The sequence below is a fragment of the Bifidobacterium polysaccharolyticum genome, assembly GCF_016101585.1.
Lineage (GTDB): Bacteria > Actinomycetota > Actinomycetes > Actinomycetales > Bifidobacteriaceae > Bombiscardovia > Bombiscardovia polysaccharolytica.
On the sequence record NZ_JACFQG010000002.1, the window covers coordinates 122,650 to 142,984 of the forward strand.

General features: G+C 60.5%; 17 protein-coding genes, 3 tRNA genes and 1 pseudogene. 4 read left to right on the forward strand and 17 right to left on the reverse strand.

Annotated features, from left to right (window positions below; translation table 11 throughout):
• Positions 1-89: 89 nt before the first annotated feature.
• The 13 genes from rpmG to H3T90_RS03835 all read right to left on the reverse strand — a co-directional run bounded on the left by rpmG (position 90) and on the right by H3T90_RS03835 (position 10,345).
• On the reverse strand, positions 90-257 hold the full coding sequence (gene rpmG / locus H3T90_RS03775; protein ID WP_015022386.1) for a 50S ribosomal protein L33: 168 nt from the start codon (positions 255-257) through the stop codon (positions 90-92).
• A 46-nt stretch (positions 258-303) separates the two neighbouring features.
• Positions 304-377: transfer RNA gene (locus tag H3T90_RS03780), tRNA-Met, on the reverse strand.
• Positions 378-381: 4 nt separating this feature from the next.
• Positions 382-453 (reverse strand) — tRNA-Thr (locus H3T90_RS03785).
• A 1-nt stretch (position 454) separates the two neighbouring features.
• Positions 455-536 (reverse strand) — tRNA-Tyr (locus H3T90_RS03790).
• 116 nt (positions 537-652) lie between these two features.
• Positions 653-1,648 carry a class 1b ribonucleoside-diphosphate reductase subunit beta gene (nrdF, locus tag H3T90_RS03795; protein ID WP_015022387.1) on the reverse strand — a complete coding sequence of 332 codons (996 nt, stop codon included), beginning with the start codon at positions 1,646-1,648 and terminating at the stop codon, positions 653-655.
• A 169-nt stretch (positions 1,649-1,817) separates the two neighbouring features.
• Positions 1,818-4,013 carry a class 1b ribonucleoside-diphosphate reductase subunit alpha gene (gene nrdE, locus H3T90_RS03800; RefSeq protein ID WP_198229651.1) on the reverse strand — a complete coding sequence of 732 codons (2,196 nt, stop codon included), beginning with the start codon at positions 4,011-4,013 and terminating at the stop codon, positions 1,818-1,820.
• Positions 4,014-4,064: 51 nt separating this feature from the next.
• Positions 4,065-4,562 (reverse strand): class Ib ribonucleoside-diphosphate reductase assembly flavoprotein NrdI, encoded by a 498-nt coding sequence (gene nrdI / locus H3T90_RS03805; RefSeq protein ID WP_015022389.1) that lies wholly within the window; start codon positions 4,560-4,562, stop codon positions 4,065-4,067.
• Between the two features lie 175 nt (positions 4,563-4,737).
• Positions 4,738-5,733, reverse strand: coding sequence for a class 1b ribonucleoside-diphosphate reductase subunit beta (nrdF, locus tag H3T90_RS03810; RefSeq protein WP_232350577.1), 996 nt, complete (start codon positions 5,731-5,733; stop codon positions 4,738-4,740).
• A 65-nt stretch (positions 5,734-5,798) separates the two neighbouring features.
• Positions 5,799-6,287: a class Ib ribonucleoside-diphosphate reductase assembly flavoprotein NrdI gene (nrdI, locus tag H3T90_RS03815; protein WP_198229652.1), complete on the reverse strand. Its 489-nt coding sequence runs from the start codon at positions 6,285-6,287 to the stop codon at positions 5,799-5,801.
• Positions 6,288-6,467: 180 nt separating this feature from the next.
• A complete protein-coding gene (locus H3T90_RS03820; RefSeq protein WP_198229864.1) occupies positions 6,468-7,568 on the reverse strand; it encodes a histidinol-phosphate transaminase in 1,101 nt (366 codons plus the stop codon).
• Between the two features lie 120 nt (positions 7,569-7,688).
• A complete protein-coding gene (gene groES, locus H3T90_RS03825; protein WP_015022393.1) occupies positions 7,689-7,982 on the reverse strand; it encodes a co-chaperone GroES in 294 nt (97 codons plus the stop codon).
• Positions 7,983-8,160: 178 nt separating this feature from the next.
• Entirely contained in the window at positions 8,161-9,588 is a 1,428-nt protein-coding gene (locus H3T90_RS03830) for a hypothetical protein (RefSeq protein ID WP_198229653.1), read from the reverse strand.
• Positions 9,589-9,691: 103 nt separating this feature from the next.
• A complete protein-coding gene (locus H3T90_RS03835) occupies positions 9,692-10,345 on the reverse strand; it encodes a GNAT family N-acetyltransferase (protein ID WP_198229654.1) in 654 nt (217 codons plus the stop codon).
• 79 nt (positions 10,346-10,424) lie between these two features.
• Here H3T90_RS03835 and H3T90_RS03840 point away from each other — a divergent pair, with 79 nt between their 5' ends.
• The 4 genes and pseudogenes from H3T90_RS03840 (at position 10,425) to H3T90_RS03855 (ending at position 12,959) form a co-directional block, all read left to right on the forward strand.
• The gene (locus tag H3T90_RS03840; protein WP_198229655.1) at positions 10,425-11,102 is read left to right on the forward strand and encodes a 5-formyltetrahydrofolate cyclo-ligase; all 678 of its coding nucleotides are present in this window, start codon (positions 10,425-10,427) and stop codon (positions 11,100-11,102) included.
• 101 nt (positions 11,103-11,203) lie between these two features.
• The gene (locus H3T90_RS03845; RefSeq protein ID WP_044097723.1) at positions 11,204-11,419 is read left to right on the forward strand and encodes an FmdB family zinc ribbon protein; all 216 of its coding nucleotides are present in this window, start codon (positions 11,204-11,206) and stop codon (positions 11,417-11,419) included.
• A gap of 72 nt (positions 11,420-11,491) precedes the next feature.
• A pseudogene (locus H3T90_RS09095) lies at positions 11,492-11,842 on the forward strand (SAF domain-containing protein); the annotation flags it as partial.
• Between the two features lie 706 nt (positions 11,843-12,548).
• Positions 12,549-12,959: an MscL family protein gene (locus H3T90_RS03855; RefSeq protein ID WP_408610690.1), complete on the forward strand. Its 411-nt coding sequence runs from the start codon at positions 12,549-12,551 to the stop codon at positions 12,957-12,959.
• A gap of 9 nt (positions 12,960-12,968) precedes the next feature.
• Here the strand turns inward: H3T90_RS03855 and H3T90_RS03860 are convergent, their stop codons facing one another.
• The 4 genes from H3T90_RS03860 to H3T90_RS03875 form a co-directional block, all read right to left on the reverse strand.
• The gene (locus H3T90_RS03860) at positions 12,969-13,202 is read right to left on the reverse strand and encodes a hypothetical protein (protein ID WP_082097791.1); all 234 of its coding nucleotides are present in this window, start codon (positions 13,200-13,202) and stop codon (positions 12,969-12,971) included.
• The gene (locus tag H3T90_RS03865; RefSeq protein WP_232350555.1) at positions 13,202-16,912 is read right to left on the reverse strand and encodes a helicase; all 3,711 of its coding nucleotides are present in this window, start codon (positions 16,910-16,912) and stop codon (positions 13,202-13,204) included. The genes H3T90_RS03860 and H3T90_RS03865 overlap by 1 nt, the downstream gene beginning before the upstream one ends.
• Before the next feature lie 8 nt (positions 16,913-16,920).
• Positions 16,921-18,513 carry a variant leucine-rich repeat-containing protein gene (locus tag H3T90_RS03870; protein ID WP_332468234.1) on the reverse strand — a complete coding sequence of 531 codons (1,593 nt, stop codon included), beginning with the start codon at positions 18,511-18,513 and terminating at the stop codon, positions 16,921-16,923.
• A 250-nt stretch (positions 18,514-18,763) separates the two neighbouring features.
• A complete protein-coding gene (locus H3T90_RS03875; protein ID WP_198229657.1) occupies positions 18,764-20,299 on the reverse strand; it encodes a glycoside hydrolase family 30 protein in 1,536 nt (511 codons plus the stop codon).
• Between the last annotated feature and the right edge of the window lie 36 nt (positions 20,300-20,335).

A 20,335-nucleotide genomic window follows, 5' to 3' on the forward strand; every position in this document is an offset into this window, starting at 1 on the left:
TGCAGAGTTGCATAAAGAGAGAGCCTCTTGTATAAAAAAGGACCCGACCAGGTGGTCGGGTCCTTATGAAGCCAAACGATAGGAAGAACTCAGCGAGTCTCCCGGTGCAGGGTATGCTTGCCGCAACGGGGGCAGAACTTCTTGAGCTCCAGACGGTCAGGAGTGTTACGACGGTTCTTCGTCGTAATGTAATTACGCTCCTTGCACACGGTGCACGCCAGCGTAATGCCAGGACGGATATCTGCGGCTTTTGCCATGGTTCACCTCTATAGTCGTTGCACGACCGACGTATGTCGGCCACAGTAGCGAGGAAGAGACTCGAACTCTTGACCTTACGATTATGAGTCGTACGCTCTAGCCAGCTGAGCTACCCCGCCAGAGAGCCTCGGGTGAGAATCGGACTCACGACCTCTTCCTTACCAAGGAAGTGCTCTGCCACTGAGCTACCGAGGCGTGGCGGATAGAGGATTCGAACCTCTGAAGCATTACGCGGCTGATTTACAGTCAGCTCCCTTTGACCGCTTGGGAAATCCGCCATGTCGCACTAGAACCGGAGCTCCGTACGGCAACTTGCCTATAATGACATGTTTTTCCATTTTCCGCAAGTCCCGCTCCGACGTCGTGTCTTCCGCGTCGGAGCGGGACAGACTGGTCAGAAATCCCAGTCGTCGTCGTCCGTCTCCACAGCCTTGCCCATGACATAGGAGGAGCCCGAGCCGGAGAAGAAGTCGTGGTTCTCGTCGGCGTTGGGACTCAGCGAGGCGATGATGGCCGGATTCACGTCGGTGCTGTCCGAGGGGAAGAGTGCCGGATAGCCCAGGTTCATCAGCGCCTTGTTGCCGTTGTAGCGCAGGAACTTGGTGACGTCCTCCACCAGACCCACTCCGGAATACAGGCTCTCGGTGTATTCCACCTCGTTGTCGTACAGGTCACCCAGGAGCTCGTAGGTGTAGTCGCTCATGGCCTGACGCTCGGAGTCGGAGACCTTGGCCAGCCCCTTCTGGTACTTGTAGCCAATGTAGTAGCCGTGCACGGCCTCGTCCCGGATGATCAGACGGATCAGATCAGCCGTGTTGGTCAGCTTGGCATGGCTGGAGAAGTACATGGGCAGGTAGAAGCCCGAGTAGAAGAGGAAGGACTCAAGCAGGGTTGAGGCCACCTTGCGCTTCAGGGGATTGTCACCCTCGTAGTAGTCCAGGACGATCTGGGCCTTGCGCTGGAGGAACTCGTTGTGCTCGCTCCACTCGAAGGCGGCGTCAATCTGTGGCGTGGAGGCCAGGGTGGAGAAGATGGAGGAGTAGGACTTGGCATGGACCGACTCCATGAAGGCGATGTTGGTGTAGACCGCCTCCTCATGGGGGGTCAGCGCATCCGGGATCAGGCTGACGGCGCCCACGGTCCCCTGGATGGTATCCAGAAGGGTCAGACCGGTGAAGACCCGCATGGTCAGGGTGTGCTCCTCCTCGCTCATGGCCTGCCAGGAGGGCAGATCATTGCTGACGGGAACCTTCTCGGGCAGCCAGAAGTTGCCGGTCAGACGGTCCCAGACCTCCAGGTCCTTCTCGTCCTCCAGACGGTTCCAGTTGATGGCGGAGACCCGGTCGATCAGCTTCAGCGGCTGCCGGGGAATGGAAATGGGTGGGACCATGGTTGATTGCTCCTTGTTGGATAGGTGTTCGACAGTGCAAAGCGGATCATGACAGGACCGTCAGTCTACCGCATGGACGGACCCGACCTGTGGACGTGGATGCCAAGGGTCGGCGCCGCCCTCACAGACGGCACCGACCTTGGATTGCATATGCCTTAGGACACGTGCCTTAAAGCATGCAGCTGACGCAGCCTTCGACCTCGGTGCCTTCCAGCGCCTGCTGGCGAATCCTGATGTAGTAGAGGGTCTTGATCCCCTTGCGCCAGGCGTAGATCTGAGCCTTGTTCAGATCGCGGGTGGTGGCTGTGTCGGGGAAGAAGAGGGTCAGCGAGAGCCCCTGGTCCACATGCTGAGTGGCCTCGGCATAGGTGTCCACGATCTTCTTCCAGCCAATCTCGTAGGCGTCCTCGAAGTAGTCCAGGTTCTCGTTGGTCATGTAGGGAGCCGGGTAGTAGACGCGCCCGATCTTGCCCTCCTTGCGGATCTCGATCTTGGAGGCGATCGGGTGGATGGAGCTGGTGGAGTGGTTGATGTAGGAGATGGACCCGGTCGGGGGGACGGCCTGGAGGTTCTGGTTGTAGATCCCGTCCTTGAGGATGGCCGCCTGGAGTTCCTTCCAGTCCTCAACCGTGGGAATGTGGACCTTGTACTGGTCGAAGAGGTCCTTGATCCGCTGGGTCCTGGGCTCCAGGGAGCGGCTGCCCTCAGTGTACTTGTCGAAGTAGTTCCCCTGGCCGGCAGGCTTGGCATAGTCGGACTTGGCGAAGGAGGCGAAGGCCTTCCCCCGCTCCACGGCCAGGGCATGGGAGGCTCTGTAGGCATGGTAGGCCACGGTCATGAAGTACATGTCGGTGAAGTCCAGCCCCTCCTCGGACCCGTAGTGGATGCCCTCACGGGCCAGGAAGCCATGGAGGTTCATCTGACCCAGACCGATGGCATGACCCTCGTCGTTGCCCCGCTTGATGGAGGGAACAGCCTCGATGTTGGTGTGGTCAGAGACGGATGTCAGGGCCCGCACCGAGGTTTCTACCGTGTCGGCCAGACCGCCGTCCATGGCCTTGGCGATGTTGAGGGATCCCAGGTTGCATGAGATGTCGCGGCCGATATGCTCATAGTTCAGATTCTCGGAGTAGGTGCTGGGCTCCTGGACCTGCAGGATCTCCGAGCAGAGGTTGGACATGGTGATCCGGCCGTCGATGGGGTTGGCCTTGTTGACCGTGTCCTCGAAGAGGATGTAGGGGTAGCCGGACTCGAACTGGATCTCGGCCAGGGTCATGAAGAAGTCACGGGCATCGATGTACTTCTTGTGAATCCGCTTGTCCTTGACCATCTCCTCGTAGTGCTCGGTGATGGGGATGTCAGCGAAGGGCTTGCCGTAGACCCGCTCCACGTCGTAGGGCGAGAAGAGAGCCATGGGCTCCTTGCGCTTGGCCAGCTCGAAGGTGATGTCGGGAATGACCACGCCCAGGGCCAGGGATTTGATGCGGATCTTCTCGTCCGCGTTCTCCCGCTTGGTGTCCAGGAAACGCATGATGTCAGGATGGTGGGCCGACAGGTAGACGGCGCCGGCACCCTGACGGGCACCCAGCTGGTTGGCATAGGAGAAGGAGTCCTCCAGGAGCTTCATGACCGGGACCACGCCGCTGGACTGGTTCTCGATGTGCTTGATGGGCGCGCCCATCTCGCGCAGGTTGCTGAGCAGCAGGGCCACGCCACCGCCCCTCTTGGACAGCTGCAAGGCAGCGTTGACGCCGCGGGAGATCGACTCCATGTTGTCCTCGATGCGCACCAGGAAGCAGGAGACCGGCTCGCCGCGCTGGGCCTTGCCCAGGTTCAGGAAGGTTGGGGTGGCGGGCTGGAAGCGTCCGGAGATGATCTCATCCGTGTACTTCATGGCGGCCTGCTCATCCCCGTCGGCCAGCTCCAGGGCCACGGCCACACAGCGCTGGGGGAAGTCCTCCAGGTAGCGCTTGCCGTCGAAAGTCTTCAACGCATAGGAGGTATAGAACTTGAAGGCGCCCAGGAAGGTCTCGAACTCAAAGCCGCTCTCGGCCGCATGCTTGTAGATCCTGTCCAGGAACTCAGGAGTGTAGCGCTCGAAGACCTTCCGATCGTAGTACTCGTGATCCAGGAGGTAGGCAATCCTCTCGGCCGTGGAGGGGAAAGTCATGGTGTTGGGCCGCACGTGCCGGTCCATGTACTGGCGCTCGGCCTCGCGGTCCTTGTCGAACTGAATCCTTCCGTCCTTGTCGTACAGGTTCAGCATGGCGTTCAGGGCATGGTAGTCGTGAGCCGGATCGAAGGTCTCCTCATCCTCGGATGCGGTCCTATCCAGGGCCAGGGACGTGTCCTCGTTTGCTCCCATCGGGTGTCCTTTCATGAGTATTGCAGTGATAGTGCGTGTAATGAAATAGGCTCAGGACTCGGGGTGGTTGCGGAAGAAATCCACAACCCCGCGGCGGACCTTCTCCTGGTCCTCCTTGGTGCCCATGAGCTCGAAATAATAGAGGAAAGGCACATTGCACTTGCGGGAGATGATGTCCCCCGCCATGCAGAAGGCCTCCCCGAAGTTGGTGTTGCCCGAGGCGATGACCCCGCGGATGCCGGCCCGGTTGGCCGGGTCGTTCAGGAAGCGCTTGATCTGCGGCATGACCGCCTTCTTGGCTGATCCGCCCCCATAGGTGGGGACGATCAGGATGTAGGGCTGCCGAATGTTGAGCGGTGGATCCTTGGGCCTCAGAGGGATGCGGAAGACGTCAATCCCCTCGTCATCCAAATGGCAGTTGGCGATGAACCGGGCGGTGTTGCGCGAGGCCGACGAGAAGTAGACCACGGCCCCCAGGCGCTGACCCTGGGCGGCGAACTCGGGAGCACTGAGCTCCGAATCAGTTCCGGCGGTCTGCTGTTGCTCCATGCTTCCTCCTGATCAGGCCATCCAGAGCCTGTCTTGACGGTGATGCCCGCCCTGAAGACGGACCGATCAGAACCCGCCCAGCGCGAGCCTGAACTACTATATGTGCTATTGGTCTTGAAAACGGTGAGCATATATAGGGTTTTCTGTGCCCAATATCACAGCGGATCCAACTCGCCTAGAAGTCCCAGTCGTCGTCGTCAGTGGACTCGGAGTGCCCCATGACATAGGAGGAGCCCGAACCCGAGAAGAAATCGTGGTTCTCGTTGGCCGAGGGCGACAGAGCCGCCAGGATCTCCGAGCTGACATCGGTCTGGTCGGCCGCGAACCGGGCCGGGTAACCCAGGTTCATCAGCGCCTTGTTGGCATTGTAGCGAACGAAGGCGAAGACATCCTCGACGAAGGGGAAGCCCTGATAAATCTGCCCGGAGTAGACCATCTCCAGGTCGTAGAGCTTGTCCAGCAAATCGTTGGTGAACTTCTCCAGCATGGTCTGGTCGGCCTGGGTCCTCTCCTCCAGACCCCGCTGATACTTGTAGCCCGAGTAATAGCCATGGATGGCCTTGTCTCGCAGAATCAGGCGGATCATGTCGGCCGTGTTCATCAGCTTGGCATGACTGGAGAAGTAGAGAGGCAGGTAGAAGCCCGCATAGAGCATCAGCGAGGAGAGCATGGTGGAGGCCACCTTACGCTTCAGGGGATCCTCGCTGACGTACTCGTGCAGGACCGTGTGGACGCGCTCCTGGAGCACGTCGTTGGCCACGGCCCAGCGGTAGGCCTTGTCGATCTCCTCGCTGGAGCAGAGGGTGGAGAAGACCGAGGAGTAGGAGCGGGCATGGACCGACTGCATGAAGGCGATGTTGGTGTAGATGGCCTGCTCCTGCTCGGTACGAGCGTGATCGATCTGCACCAGCTCGCCGATGGTGGCCTGGGTGGTGTCCAGCATGGTCAGTCCGGTGAAGACGCGGACCGTGGTCTGGCGCTCGTGATCGGTCAGGGTGTTCCAGGATGGGATGTCGTTGGACAGGGGCACCTTCTCGGGCAGCCAGAAGTTGGAGACCAGTCGGTTCCAGACCTCCAGATCCTTCTCGTCGGTGATGTTGTTCCAGTTGACCGGGCGAATCCTGGCCTCAGGGGTAACACGGTACTGGGGCGGGGTGATGGATTGGCGCATCATCTCGTCGTCGGCATAGACACCGGCCTCTGACTTGGTGCTTTCTTGTGTGCTTTCCTGCTGGCTCATGACAAAACCGCCTTTCGTGAATCAGTCGACTGCTGCTGGAGCTGCACTCCCATTCCGGCCAGAATGGCCCTCACCGCCTGTACATCCTCCGCGGTGCCCAGCAGCTCGAATCGATAGAGCTCAGGGACGCCGCACCGGCGGGCTATCAGCGGGCCGGCCGCGCAATAGGCGCTGCCGAAGTTCCGGTTGCCCGAGGTGACGACTCCGCGGATCAGTCCGCGGTTGACCGGATTGTTCAGGAAGTGGATCACCTGCTTGGGCACGGCTCCCTTGGCTGACCCGCCGCCATAGGTGGGCACCAGCAGAAGGTAGGGCGCATCCATAACGGGCATGGGCTGGCGCCGCTCGTACAGGGGGATGCGGATGGGCTCCTCCACGCCCAGCCGCTGCACAAAGCGGTGGGTGTTGTTGGAGACGCTGGAGAAGTACACCAGCTTGGAGGCACCATCGGGAGGATCGTGCCGATCCACATCTGCTGAGGACATAGGGACTGTTGCTCCTTGGTAAACACTATATATTGGATAGGCTTGGCCAGCCAACCACAATATATAGGTTTATCCAAGACGACACAAGCTCACAGGAGCAAAACAGCCTTTGCTGTGACATTCCAGACAAGGACGGAGACGGCAATTATTTGCATTTACGCTCGCGGCAGTATGCGGCCTTCAGTCAGCAATCGGATCCTGCGGTAAACCCTGCCGACGCAGATCAGCGCAAACTTCCAGGACCCGGTCGTTGGCTTCCCGCTCCCCCACAGTGATGCGGATGCCCTCGCCGGGGAAGGTCCTGACCGACAAGCCTGCGTCGCGGAAGAGCTGATCAGCCTGTGCGGCGGCCTGGCCCAGAGGCAGCCAGTAGTAGTTGGCCCGAGGCTCAGGAATCTTCCACCCCTGCTCCTGCAAACCAGCCAGGATCCTGGCCCGTTCCTGCTTGAGTGCCTGGACCCGTTCGGCCAGGCGATCCTGTGCGTCCAGGCTGGCCATTGCCGCCGTCTGGGCCACATCGGTGACACCGAAGGGCAGGGCCACCTTGTTCATGCCGGCAATGATCGGCTCGGCTGCCACGGCGTATCCGATCCGCAGACCAGCCAGTCCATAGGCCTTGGAGAAGGTCCGGGCCACTATCACATTGGGATGCTCACGCATGAGAGACAATCCGTCGGCTCGATCAGGGTCGTCGTTGAACTGTATATACGCCTCATCAAAGAGCACCGGCAGGTCTGCTGGCAGGGCCTGCAGGAGCCGTTCGGCCTGATTGCGATCGACGTTGGTCGCAGTCGGATTGTTGGGATTGTTGACAATGACCAGTCTGGTGTGGTCATTGACCGCGGCGATCATGGCCTCGATGTCATGCCGCTCCTGCTTATCCAGGGGCACGGGCACCCCGGTGGCGCCAGCCGTGGTGACGATGATGGGATAGGCCTCGAAACTGCGCCAGGGATAGACCACCTGATCGCCATGACCGGCCACCAGGTCAACCAGCTGGGTGATGACCTCAGTGGATCCGCAGCCCAGCTGGATGCATGCTGGATCGACCCCGTGCAGCTTGGCCAGCCGCTCTACCAGACGGGTGCCGTGCATGTCCGGATAGCGGTTCAAATGGCCCAGGGCTTGCTCGGAGACGGTCTGAAGCACGCCGGGCAGGGGCGGATAGGGGTTCTCATTACTGGAGATCTTGTAACTGGTCAACCCGGGAACGGCTGGTGCCGGACTGCCCTGCCGGTATCCGGGAAGGGAATCAATGCTGGCGCGATGACGATAGTACATGGGCACCATGTTAGTGGCCGCCACATGTCTCTGCGGCATCTGGTCCGCCGCACGGTCCTGACAAGACGCAAATGGCCCCTGGTCCTTTCACAGGACCAGGGGCCACTAATCACCGCCTCTTTACTTGAGGATGGCCAGAACGTCGCGCGCGGACACGATCAGGTAGTCCTCGCCGCCGTAGTTGACCTCGGTGCCGCCGTACTTGGAGTACAGAACCTTGTCGCCAACCTTGACATCCATGGGGATGCGCTCGCCCTTGTCGTCACGACGGCCGGGGCCTGCCGCCAGCACCTCGCCCTGCTGGGGCTTCTCCTTGGCGGTATCAGGAATGACCAGCCCGGAAGCGGTCTTAGTCTCCGCCTCAGCCTGCTTGATGACGATCTTGTCTTCCAACGGTGTGAGTGAAATCGACACTGTGGACCTCCTACATCTTGTGAGAACAGCCAATGAACCCACGCCGGAACGTCGATGAGAGGCTGACGAACACTCACCACGCATTCCTTTGCGCTACAAGTCATAGTAGCGCGAAATTAGCACTCTGCCAACTTGAGTGCTAACGCTGGTGGTGAAAGATGGATTGTCGATTGGCCCCTCAGGACTTGGCTGACGGACGACGCCGGGCCAATATGGCCTCCACACCGATGGACAGGGAGTTCTCGCTACGGTCAGGCGCTTCGACCTGGGCCTGCATCTCCCTCTCATGGAAGTCGTCGGGCCGCCCATCGGCCTTCTTCTTTTCGGGGGGGCGGGCCACGGAGACCTGTCGGGTTGACTTGATCTCCAGGCTGTGGGGACCCTCATCTTCGTTGCTCTTGCCGTCCTTGTCCGCTTCCTCGCCGCGGGCCGATCCCAGGGAGAAGGAAATCAGATCCTGGCCTGCCGCCATGTCGAAAGCATCCAAGGCCGGAGAGGGATTGATGCGTTCGAGTTCGTTGGTGGCATCCTCCTGGGCCTTTGCCGAGGACGACGATGCCGCGGATTTGGAGGCCTGATCCGACGAGGCCTGGTGCTCTTTGCCGATAGACGCAGAAACCGATCCGGACTTACCTGAATGAGCAGCGGCGGATTGGGCAGGCATCGAGTGTGAAGAAGTCGGCCGGACTGCAGACTTCGAGGCAGCGGATTTGTCCATTGGCGACTTGGGCGTAGCAGATTTGGAGGCAGCCTTTTGGGCCTTTGAAGATTTGGCAGCTGCTGGTTTGGAAGCCGCCGGTTGAGAAGCCGCTTGTTTGGCTGGGATCTGTTCAGAGGTCTTCTTGGTGACGGGCTGCCTGTTCGAGGTATGTCCGGTCTGAGCAGCAGTCTTCTCGTTCGGCTTTACGGACCCGGCCGAACCCTTAGCCTTGCTGGTGCCGACTGCCGACTTTGCAGGCTTGGCGGAATTGTGCTGCCTGGCCTTGAGTGCTGCCTGCTGATCAGCCTTGGCCTGAGCCAGCGTTTGACGAATCTCACCCTGGTCAAGCACATCCGTGGCAGTTTCCGTGCGGCCCTCATTCTTGGCCTGCACAGGCCTGTCGGAGGTCTTGCTCTTAGTCAGACTGGCCGCCTGCTGACGACGCTGCCTAGCACGCCGCTGAGCCAAATTGCGCTCCCAAGTCCTAGCCTGGGCCGAAGCATGTGCGCCGGCGGCCAACACCACTATCACCAAGGCCAGAGGAATCAAAGTGAACCATGGGCTGTAACCTACAAGGTAAGAGAGCCCAGCCACCAGCAGAGTGATGACCAACAGGGTAACGACCAGGATGCGACGACGGCGTATGGCCGCGCGGCGCAACTGTCTGATCTGCTTGATGCGCTGGGCCTGACTCAGCCGGTTGCCATCCTGCTGCCCTTGCTGCATGACCAACCCTTTCACCGTCCTCGACTGCCTGTCGCAGAACCTCATACCGTCTTCCCGACCCACCATGTGCAGGGAGGTGGAAAGCCTGTCCTGGCGATGCTCCGAGGCCCGCTTCATGCCCTTGACGGTGCGAAACGGCAGCCAACCCAGCACCAGAATCACTGCAATCACCAAAACCATGATGCTGCTGAGTGATTCATAAACCATAGGTACTACGTTAGTTGACGGTATGCCCCAAGCGGCAAGTCAAACCCAGCGTGTCGACCATGTCTGCCCCGGGGATTCATAAACGGGCCAGCAGATCTGGATCGAATTGGTCGCTGATCCAGGCAAAGGTCAGGTGGTCCCGCCACTGTCCGTTTACATACATGTAGCTGCGACGCAGCCCCTCCGGCTCCATGCCCAGCTTTTGTACCACACGCAGGGACCGCTGGTTTTCAGGCAGAATCGCCACCTCCAGACGGTGCAGATGAGGCCCGCTCCTATCCTTGAAGACCCAATTCGCCACCATGGCCAAGGCCAGGGGCGCGAATCCGTGACCGATCCAATCCTGGTCAACCCAGTAGCCCGCTACTGCCGTGCACATGGACCCATAGCGGATGGCGCCTAGGGAAATCTGCCCTACGATGCTCTGATGAAACTCCATCAGGAAGACCGCCGAAGTGCCCTCCTGCCGGGCACGCTCCAGCTCCTGCATCCACTGGGCATAGGTCATGCCAGGTCCGTGGCGGGGATCCCCCGATTCCCATGGAGCCAGCCAATCACGATTCTTCCATCGAACCGCATTCCATGCTGATTGATCACCCTCGCGGATGGGTCTCAGCAGGAAGTCTCCATGGCCTGGAGGCGGGGTCAGACGATCGGGCAGATTCAGGGCATGGCCCGAGCGGGCCCGGGAACCCCGCCAGACCTGACGGAAGGTATGCAGAACCGACATGATTCCATGTTCTCACCGAACGGCAACTGAAGCAGACAGGCGTCCATCCGAGAGAGCCCCTACTGGTAGAACTGAGGACATGAACGAGCAGGAACGCATCGATATGGACAAGCAAGATCGGCGTGGCCGTGTGCTTGAAGACCGAAGGCACATCGATCAAGCCCAATGCCTGGATGCGGGCCGCAAGCTGGCCTATCTGCTGGCCGACCATGTGCTCCCCAGAGTCGAACGCTCCCGAAGCGACCAGAGCCTGACCGTGGCCGCCTTTGCCTCCATTCGGGGGGAGATAGCCATGGACCCCAGTCTTGACCTTCTGCTGGGCCGGGGATACCAGGTGCTCATTCCCATGCTGGGCACGGGCACCCAAGTAGGCTGGGGATGCCTGCAATCAGAGCATGATCTGGATGGCATGAAGCGGATTCCCGGCTGGCGGCCGGACGAACCCGATATGCCGGCACTGCCAGCTCAGGCTTTGAATCAGGCTGATCTGATCCTGGTGCCGGCACTGGCCATCGACCATACCGGCATTCGTCTGGGTCGGGGCGGCGGCTGGTATGACCGGGCTTTGGCCTTGTGCGCTGAACAGACCCCAGTGGTGGGCATCTGCTGGCCCGGCGAATTCGTCGAAGATCCTCTGCCCCATCTGGACCATGATCTTCCTGTGGATGCCGTCCTGACGCCCGAAGGTTTCACGCCCACAGCCGCAGGTCTGTCACGGAGGCCCGGAGCGGACCATAATGGTGATGAACAAGACTGACGAGAGGCCCGGTGCCGATTCTTCTGGTCGAAGCCACCACTAGGATATTGGGTGTTGAACCAATCGTCGCGCGAACCGACCATCAGCGGAGGGAAAGAACGGTGCCCACCTATCATTATCGTTGCAAGAACTGCGGATACGACTTTACCAAGGAGCAGTCTTTCAACGACGAACCCATCACCATCTGCCCCAAGTGCGGGCAGCAGCAGGTCCGCAAGGTCTTCTCCGCAGTGCCTATCGAGTTCAAGGGCCATGGCTTCTACCGGACCGACGGAGCCTCATCTTCCTCCTCTTCGAGCTCCACAAGCAGCAAGTAGACCAAGAGGCACATTCGACCACATCGACCATGCGGACCCATACGCCGGACAACATTCTGGCAGGCTGGGGGCATGGTCGATTTTCCCATCTTCACCAAGAAGAACAAGCCTTCAACGGTCACCAGCACCCTGACTCGCCGACGGCGGCTTTTTCGGATACGGCGCGTAGTGGCCGCCCTAGCATTGGGGCTGGCAGTCTTCTGTGCCCTGCAGATCCTGGTCCAGGCGCAGGGCCGCCTGTCTGTATTGGTCGCCGCTCGGCCTATTGCACGCGGCTCAGCCATCGAGCCTGCCATGGTTCGGACGCGGATCCTGCATGGCAGGGAACAGCTGCCCGGCCTGATCGCTTCATTTGGGCAAGTACGCGGACAGAGGCTGATGGTCAGCGTCCGCACAGGGCAACCGCTGACCACGGCCATGATCAGCAACAGACCGACACAGCCGGCCGGGACCACCGCAGTGACCGTCCACCTGGCCGACGATCCGGGAGACCTGCAGGCCGGCGATCAGGTGAGTTTGCTAGCCGCGGGGGACTGCCCGGCCGACAACAGTCCGCATCCCACCCAATCCAGTTCCCTGCCGCCATCCTCCAAGCGAGACCAACCCGGTTCCGATAGGGTGCCGGGACTTACCCACAGTCGACAAGTCAACGACGTACAGACACCGGCTCCCAGGCAGGCCTCAAGTGGCGGACGCTGCATGATAGCCGAGCAGGCACTGGCTTTACAACCAGCACAGACCGTTCCCAGGAATCAATCCAATCCAGACGGGCGGGAAGGCGACCAAGTCCGGCAAGGATCCCAGTCCGTCTTCGCTCTGGATGCCAATCAGGCCCTGCTCTTGTTGTCGCTGGATCCATCCACCCCTGTCATTGCCATTCGCCCCGACAGAACTCCTGCACCGACACCCTCCAATCATGTCGGAAAACCGAAACCATCCTGCGCCCGCGATAATGGAGGAAGAAGGAGGCATGGGCGCTCCATGCCTTACATCAGCTACGGAAGGATGCAGGATGGCCTCGATCAATCAGGTGGCGGCCAAGGATACCGCCGAAGCAGTGCACAAGATCTCGCAGATCAGCAACAAGGGCGTGCTGGGCGAATTCAAGCAGTTCATCTCGCGCGGATCCATGGTGGATATGGCCGTGGGCGTGGTCATGGGTTCAGCGGTGACCAGCGTGGTAAACGCCATCGTCAACAATCTGATCAGCCCCCTGATCGCCATGATCTTCGGCAAACCGGACCTGTCGGGGCTCCTTACCATCAGCTACCGGAACGCCACCATCTCTTTCGGTGCCATTCTGATGGCCCTGCTCAACTTCCTCTTGATCGCCATCGCTGTTTACTTCTGCATCATTATGCCCATCAACAAGCTGCGGCAACTGAGCAGGGCCGCCTCGGGCATCAAGGACCAGCCCAACGCACCCAGCCCCCAGGACCAGAGCCTGCAGCTGTTGCGCCAGATCGCCGCCGACATCCACCAGTCAACAGGTGCAGATAGTCAAGATGCCGGAACCGGTCTGCCGACGGGACAGAATTAGAACCAGTAGTCAGTCGCCACGCTCATTGGGGAAGAGTCCCCAATGCGGCGGCAGCTCACCCAGGATCCGTCGGTCATCCCCGTCAAGACGATCCTGGGTACAGACCTGGTCCTGAGGATCCTCCTCGATGCCGTCAACATCGAACCGTTCCGTGCCTGGGCGAACCACCCGGCGATGCCGACGTCGTCGTGAAGCTGCAGGATTACCGGCCTGATTTCCTCGGTCTAGCTGATTATCCGCCATCAACGCGCCTGATGGTAGATATCGGCAAGGCGAGCGACGATCCTATCGGCTTCCTTATCAGGGTTGACAAAGGCCGAAACGCTCCAGACCGTCATGACCGACCAGCCAAGATACTGCAGGTCCTCGGTGGTGAACCGGTGACGCTCCCTGGTGGACTGAGTGTGCATGAACTCGGCATCGTCGGTCAGCACGGCCAAGGCATAGGGCTTGTTCTTGAGCCCCACCACCAATGGAATTCGAGGTGCCTGGTCATAACCGTAATCCAGGGCAACATCCAACCCTCGGGTCCGCAGCCGCTGGGCCAAATCCCGGAAGAGCACATTGGTAGACTGCTCGGCCTGCTCGGGCCGGACCGGCTCCGCGTCAGGATGCTCAGCCCAGGTCAACAGATCCTTGAGCAGACGCGGCCCGGGCTGGTGAAGACGGTCATCCTCCATATCCTCAGCAGAGAAAGCTGCGACAATGTCCAGATTCCGATCAGGCAAGACCAGAGCATCCAGCAGCATGCCCTTGCCCCTTTCGCCTTCCAGATCGCCAAACTGCTGCAGGAGACGGCCATGGGTGGTCTTGGCAAAACCCAGAGTGAGGATCACGTCAGTAGCCCGGGCACCGCAGACCTCGTCAATGCCGACAATGCGTACGTGCCTCAGGAACTTGGCGAAAACCCTGTCCTTGGCGGCTGCCGACTTGAGTTCAGCGCCCAGCCGGGAGCGATGGGTAGCTGACAGGGTGACCACAGTCAGCAGGTAACTGTTCGGTACCAGGGAAAAAGATCCGGCCTTGCGCTTGAGCATGTCAACGACAGCAGCGACCTCCTGCTGGCTGGACTCGACCAGACCCGTGGCCATGACCGGGACGCCAGCACCCTCCACCCTGGTCAGGGTCACCCTGCCAGGCTCCCGGCAATCGGGCACAGGCGCCGACAAATCCCCATAGCCGTGATCCTTCAGGAAGGCGTCCAGACGAATCGAGCGGCGCGAAGGCCGGGCTTTGACAGTGACCGGAACCAGACGGTCGATCAGCTGCAACAGGCCATCCGAGGTTACGGTCGGCCGGTGGGCGATGACTGCCACCTGCCGGGCCCGAGCCAGCACAGTCAGGACCTGGATGGAAGGCATATGGGCCCCGGCGTCGATGATGACCGTATCGGCCAGCTGTGTCGGATTGGTTCTGGTCGCCAGCGTGGCAGGAGTCGCGATGATGATGGGCTTGGCCGCCGACAGTATGCTGGGATGGGCCTGTTGGAAGACCGGAAGGGAGGCACCAGGGTTGCCTGCCAGCATGGTGTGCAGCTGATTGGCCTCCTGTGTGCGCGAGAAGAGCAGCTCGGACAGACGCTTTTCGCTCTCCTGGGCAACCATGGGCCCTATGCTGGCCACGTGCTGTGCATCCACCTGGCTAAAGCGGTCGGCCGCGTTGGATAAGGCGGAACCGTCCTGGTTGGAGATGATCTGCGAGGAACGCATGATGTCGTCAAAGACCGTGGTCCACCACGCCAGCTGCAGTTCGGCCCGTACCGCCTTACCTTCAACCTGTCGGTTGCGCAGATCCTGGACCAGGCCATCCAGACCCGCCTTGTTGAATTCACCCTCCAAAGCGCAGCGTTCAGGCAAAGTATCCAGGGCTGTATGGTCGTCAAAGAGGGCCTTGAGCCGCTCCTCCACCTTGTTGAGGTCCATGGTCTCCAGATCACCGCCAGCCGGAGTTGAGTCCAGGACGGTGTCCAGAGCTGTCATGTCACGAATCAGAGATTCCTGAGTGTCAATGATGACGTCCAGCTTGGGTGGCAGGACCGGCCAGCCGCCGTGGGGGACGAAGGTCCGCCACTGCTCGGCCTGCTTTGAGACCACCACCAGCGACTCGTGCAGATCCTCGACCTGCGCACCAGGCCTGAGCAGGCTCTTAGCCTCCTTGACAAGACGTCGACGCTCCCAGAACCCCAGATTCGTGCCATCAGCCTTGCGATCGGCCTTGGACTTGGTGGCCTCGATCATGGCGGGAATGTCGCGTTCGAAGATGGAGGGCTGGAAGACATCCAGAACACGGCGCAGGTTCTTGAGGACCACCACCTGCCGTCCCCAATCCTTGACGGTGGCCGGCACGGGGAATCCACAGGTCTCTACAGTAGATTTGACCTGCTCACGGGTGTCCGGCAGAAGCCGCTGCAGAAGACGAACCACACGGGAGTAAGCATCCACGGCCTCGTTATCGTTGATCAGTGTGGCACCGAACCAGGGAGTGTCTTGGGGGCCGATGACGAATTCGCCCAGCTCGGCAGCCCTCTCCAGCTTGTCCGCCCAGGCATCCAACTCGGGCTGCAGGTTGTGGGCCGTGGCCGCACCCAAACGGACACGGGTGGCAGGATGCGTAGGCATGTTGGCAATGTTGGCCAGATTCTGAATCGTCTGGTAGGCCGAAACTCCCCAGCCCGAATCCACTCCATGAAGATCGCCCAGGTAACGGGTCAGCCGGGAACGGACACCCACAAGCTCGTCAGCCACCTGATCGAAGTGCTCACTGGCCTTGCCGGGTTTGAAGCCTACCGCATCGATCAAACGCTGATCCAGGACGCGGCCCAGTTGGTCGTCGGTCAGGTCAAGGGCCATGCCAGCCATCCCGGCAGCTTCCAGACGGTGTTGGAAGCGCCGCTTCTCCTCCACCACACAGGGCACATAGAGCACTGTCCTGCCTGCGGTGACGCAACGCGAGGCAATGGCCAAAGCATCGTCGGCGCTGTGGCGGCCGGTCTGTTCATCCACAAGCACGCTATGCCCGGTCGCCACCAGCTGGGCTGCATAACGGACCCGGTTGGCCACATCTCCGGACTCGAATTCGCTGTGAGGATCCGCATCGAAGGGACTGTAGTCGGGCACGGATCTGCCCTTGAGCCGCTCGGAAGCCGCCTGGTCGCCTGCCAAAGCATCCAGCAGATCGTTACCGGTGGACCCGACAGTCATCCGGTCCAGAATCCGGAGGCTTTCACCAAGCAGCTGGGCCGATGGCTCGATGAAACACCCTAGGACAATTTTCCGTTCGATGGTGAAGTCGCTGATATGCGGCGTGATCAGGGCCGTCATGTCCTTGAACAGCGATGAAGTTTCTGGCGTGCCGCCCTGATAATGGGAGGCGGAAAACAGGCGGTCAGGATCCAGGGTGATGCCTCGCTCGCGCATGGCCGATATCAAGGCAGGATTAAGATCCACCTTGCCTGTGAATCTGATGGAGGCTCTGGAGGTTCCCTGTGTGCTCTCATCAATACGCACGGGGTAGAGCAGAACAGGCATGTCGCGCCCCTGCCAGGCAGCCACTCCTACCACCATGGAGAGCTGGGCAAAGCCGCTGGCACGCTCCTTGGCGGCTTGATCGTCCAGAACCCGCTCCATGCGCCGGTGGGCCGCGCGCAGCATGCCCCGGTCTCGGAAGAGTGCATCCAGATGGACCTGGCCGCTGGCGAAAAGCTGTGCAATGCCTGAAGGATGCGCATGTGACAGGTCCATCTGCGCGGCCAGCTGCGATACGCTCTCCAGAGGAGTCAATCCCACCTGGTTCTGGTATTCCTGGCGCCATCCTCGAATTCGATCCAGAGGAGTCAGCGGAGCTTTGACCTCTTCCGCCGCACGGTCGGGGGAGGATTCGGCCACTGATGCCTGTGCATCCTCGGTACGTTTGCCCTGTTCCGATCCCCCGGTGCTCATTACCGTCTCGCTCATCCGTCTACTCACTTCCGCACGGCGTTCAGATATTCGTGATACCCCTCATTGTTTTGCAGGGCCGCATCGATGTCCCGGTCGCCCTGGGCCTCCAACCAGGCGTAAAGATCATCATAAAGGGCCGGGTTCATGGCCAGGAAAGGCAGCAGCTGCCGATGCTTGGCCATGGCGAACTGCATGGCGAAGTCCCCGGTTCGCTTGGCATCATCAGAACTCATCCCGTCCACCTCTATGGCTTCCTGGCCACGGTCATAGTCGCCCTTCGAAACCCGTTCGAAGACGGATCCGGGCTCAAAGGCCGGCTGGTATTGATGGTCATCATCCGGCTTTTCCGCTGGATCAGGAAGCCGGGACTGATCCGGTTCCTCCTTGGACAGGCGTGCCAGCTCTACAGCTCCCAGCGGGGTGAACCCCTGTGCTGAGCCTGATTCGCCCCCCCGGCCTTGTCTGGACTGGCCGTCTGCATGGCCTTTGTAGTCGGAAGAGGCGCTACCATCCTGTTGACCACGATCATCACTAGCATTCTGGCCATAGCGTTCCTGATCAGGAGCGGATTCAGCGGAACGCGAGCGACGAGCATCAGCGAAAAGGTCACGGTCGACCGGCTGCCTGTCCTCCTCCTGGGTGCCGACCAGCGGCAGACCCTGCTCGGATTCGTCCTCCTGCCACGGTAGGGGTCGGCGGTCTTCGTCACGAAAGTCCTGAGACTGGAAGTCCCCTTCACGCCGGCCACCCTCGCGGTCTTCGATTTCTTTGTCATCCGGCTGGTCGGCATAGGCCCTGCGACGGTCCGCTACCTGACCATCTGCCGAGCCAGTACCTGCCGATCCCTTGTCAGTCTGGCCATGCTCTGCTGAATCAGGATCGTCATAATACCGCGCTTGCGAGTCACGCGTATTCGCAGACGCTGATCTTCCGGAGAAAGGCGGCGACGCGCTATCCTCCGAGTCGCGAGCAACTGAGGCAGACCTGGGACGATCTTGTGAAATTCCGTCCGCCTCTTGGGAAGAATCGGCTGTCTTGGCGGCACCCAGGGCCATATCATGAAGGGCAGTGACCCGGTTGCGAACCCCGTCGGCCTTGAAGATGCCGGTGGGCTCGCCGGCGCGCATGTCCAGGATGTCGTCAACGGACATGTCGGCTGCATCAGGCTCCACCGTGCCGCGGGGCTGTGTGGAGTATGAGAAGAGGTCAGGTACCCGGAGCGAGGGATCGGTTTGGTCTTCTTCGGGATTGCTGATGCGCACGAAATCGACAGGAACATCACCGAACTGGAAACGAGCCGAGGTGCTGGACAGGGGGTAAGCGGCATCCACAGGCAGCCTGACCAGTGATCCGTCGGACTGGATCAGATAGGATCCGTTGGTGGAACCCATGTCGCGCAGGGTGGCCAAACCGTCCTGATCGACGGTGAAAATGGCATGTCGTTTTGACATGGATTTAGTCTGATCGGTCACCTCCAGACGACGCCGACCGTCATCGGGCAACGGACGCAGAGGCTTGCGGCCGATCTCGACGGTCTCGCCAGGCTTGAGCCGGGTCTCTTCCACCCCATTGAACTTGATTATCCACACCTGCCCCGGTCGCCGATCGTCACTCACGTTTTCGACCTCCCAAATCTGCAGCCGCCTTCACTCGGTACTATCGCCTATTCTGTCATGAAACCCAGAGATAGGATTGATTGCGTGCCGAATTAACTGATAAAGGACACATGAAGGACTGGCAGACATGCCGGAGCAGTGAGCCTTCCCTGCAGGCAAGGCTTGGGCATCGAAGTGAACCGCATAAAATGGCGGCCGCCCTGGCTCCGGATAAAACCATCAGAGTCAATCAGCGGCCGCCATCATCGAATCAGCCCTGGTCGTCCTCTCCCTCATCGTGGTCATCAGCTGGGTGCGGAGTCATATGGACAACGAATTGGTCATCCTCCGGCACCCTACTGCGGTTTACGTGGTCGGAGTCTGACACATGACAGGAGACCGTCCCGAAAGCCGGTACACTCACCGGTCGCCAGCTGGCGCCCCAGCCATTGACGGTCAGGGCTGCCCGGATAGGCTCTCCGGTCGGGTTGTAGAGGATTACGCTGAGCTCGCCGTCGTCGCGAACGAAGGCGACCGAGCCCAGACCGCCTGTCCTGCCGTCGCGGGTATAGCTGGTGGAGGCCACCCTGCGAGCGCCGACCGGCACATCCTGCCCGAAATTACGGAGCATGAAGTATTCCAGATTGCGCTTGACACCGCCAGTTTGGGAATCGATGGTGATGACCCCGCGCCGGCCCATAGTCCGCGCCCAGCTGGGCAGACCCTGCTCATCCAGAGCCAGATTCCACAGGTCAATCATGCCCACGCCCTGGCGGACCAGTCCGATGCCGATCTCTCCGAACATGACATGGCTGGCCTCGTCCACCTGCTCGTCCAGCATGCAGCGCCGCTCACTCATGACCGAGCGCCATCCGGGGAACTGTCTGGTGGCATTCACGACCCACTTGGGCAGGCCGGAATATGTATGCATAGCCGTACCGGCAAAGCTCTGAGCTTCGACAGGGGTCATATAGTCGCTGACCGGACGGCTGAAGAACCTCAGGCCGTCATCACCGAAGAAGATCTCCACCTCGGGGAAGCTACGATCCAGTGCCGGACGCAGGTAGTCCACACCCCAGCGCACCAGCTCCTCAGGGGTCCAAATCGTCATAGGCCAGGGTGGATTGTTTGAGGGCTCGTTCTGCATGGTCACTGCTGCAATGGGGATCCCCAGCTTCTGATAGGCCTCGATAAAGCGGACAAAATAGCGGGCATAGGCCGCATCGACCGTGTCCTGTCGACGATAGCCGTTGCCGCAGTATTGCCCCAGCCGCAGACGACCAGCCCCGTCCAGCCGACCGCTGTCCTTCATCCAGGCGGGTGCGCTCCAGGGAGAGGCCAGAATCCGCACGCCCGGGTTGATGGCCATGATCTCCTGGAGGACGGGGACCACGTACTTCATGTCCCTGGTGGCTTCGGGCGAGCCCGGCTTCCCCTGCCCAATGGAGAAGTAGGTCATGCCCGAATCCGACATCACCCCCTCGGGCAGATCATCATAGGAGTAGTAGCGCTGGCTGGAGAAGTCGCAGGACCCCATGGAGATCCTCAAGGTGGACAGGCCCGCCTGAGCCGGGTCGAAGAGCTCGGTCAGAATCCGATGCCGTTGGTCGGCATCCATGGCCGTCATGAACAGGTAGGCGCTGGAGTCCGTCAGAGCAGCACCGGCCCCCTCCCAGTACTGGTAGCGTCTGGTTGGATCAATGACGATGGGTACGGCTGCGCCTGGTCCATTCGTCGTCTCAGGGATCGTTATCGGTTCTCGCCGCTGGGACAGATCCCCTGCCGTCGCGGTCCAGATCTCCTTCATAATCGTATTTCTCCTTCCGCCGGAATCTTTCCCGGT

What these genes read in the sequence shown, in the direction of transcription:
- rpmG (WP_015022386.1), bottom strand. Translation starts at nt 257, where the DNA reads ATGGCAAAAGCCGCAGATATCCGTCCTGGCATTACGCTGGCGTGCACC.
- nrdF (WP_015022387.1), bottom strand. Translation starts at nt 1,648, where the DNA reads ATGGTCCCACCCATTTCCATTCCCCGGCAGCCGCTGAAGCTGATCGAC.
- nrdE (WP_198229651.1), bottom strand. Translation starts at nt 4,013, where the DNA reads ATGGGAGCAAACGAGGACACGTCCCTGGCCCTGGATAGGACCGCATCC.
- nrdI (WP_015022389.1), bottom strand. Translation starts at nt 4,562, where the DNA reads ATGGAGCAACAGCAGACCGCCGGAACTGATTCGGAGCTCAGTGCTCCC.
- nrdF (WP_232350577.1), bottom strand. Translation starts at nt 5,733, where the DNA reads ATGCGCCAATCCATCACCCCGCCCCAGTACCGTGTTACCCCTGAGGCC.
- nrdI (WP_198229652.1), bottom strand. Translation starts at nt 6,287, where the DNA reads ATGTCCTCAGCAGATGTGGATCGGCACGATCCTCCCGATGGTGCCTCC.
- H3T90_RS03820 (WP_198229864.1), bottom strand. Translation starts at nt 7,568, where the DNA reads ATGTACTATCGTCATCGCGCCAGCATTGATTCCCTTCCCGGATACCGG.
- H3T90_RS03830 (WP_198229653.1), bottom strand. Translation starts at nt 9,588, where the DNA reads ATGGTTTTGGTGATTGCAGTGATTCTGGTGCTGGGTTGGCTGCCGTTT.
- H3T90_RS03835 (WP_198229654.1), bottom strand. Translation starts at nt 10,345, where the DNA reads ATGTCGGTTCTGCATACCTTCCGTCAGGTCTGGCGGGGTTCCCGGGCC.
- H3T90_RS03840 (WP_198229655.1), top strand. Translation starts at nt 10,425, where the DNA reads ATGAACGAGCAGGAACGCATCGATATGGACAAGCAAGATCGGCGTGGC.
- H3T90_RS03855 (WP_408610690.1), top strand. Translation starts at nt 12,549, where the DNA reads ATGGTGGATATGGCCGTGGGCGTGGTCATGGGTTCAGCGGTGACCAGC.
- H3T90_RS03860 (WP_082097791.1), bottom strand. Translation starts at nt 13,202, where the DNA reads ATGGCGGATAATCAGCTAGACCGAGGAAATCAGGCCGGTAATCCTGCA.
- H3T90_RS03865 (WP_232350555.1), bottom strand. Translation starts at nt 16,912, where the DNA reads ATGAGCGAGACGGTAATGAGCACCGGGGGATCGGAACAGGGCAAACGT.
- H3T90_RS03875 (WP_198229657.1), bottom strand. Translation starts at nt 20,299, where the DNA reads ATGAAGGAGATCTGGACCGCGACGGCAGGGGATCTGTCCCAGCGGCGA.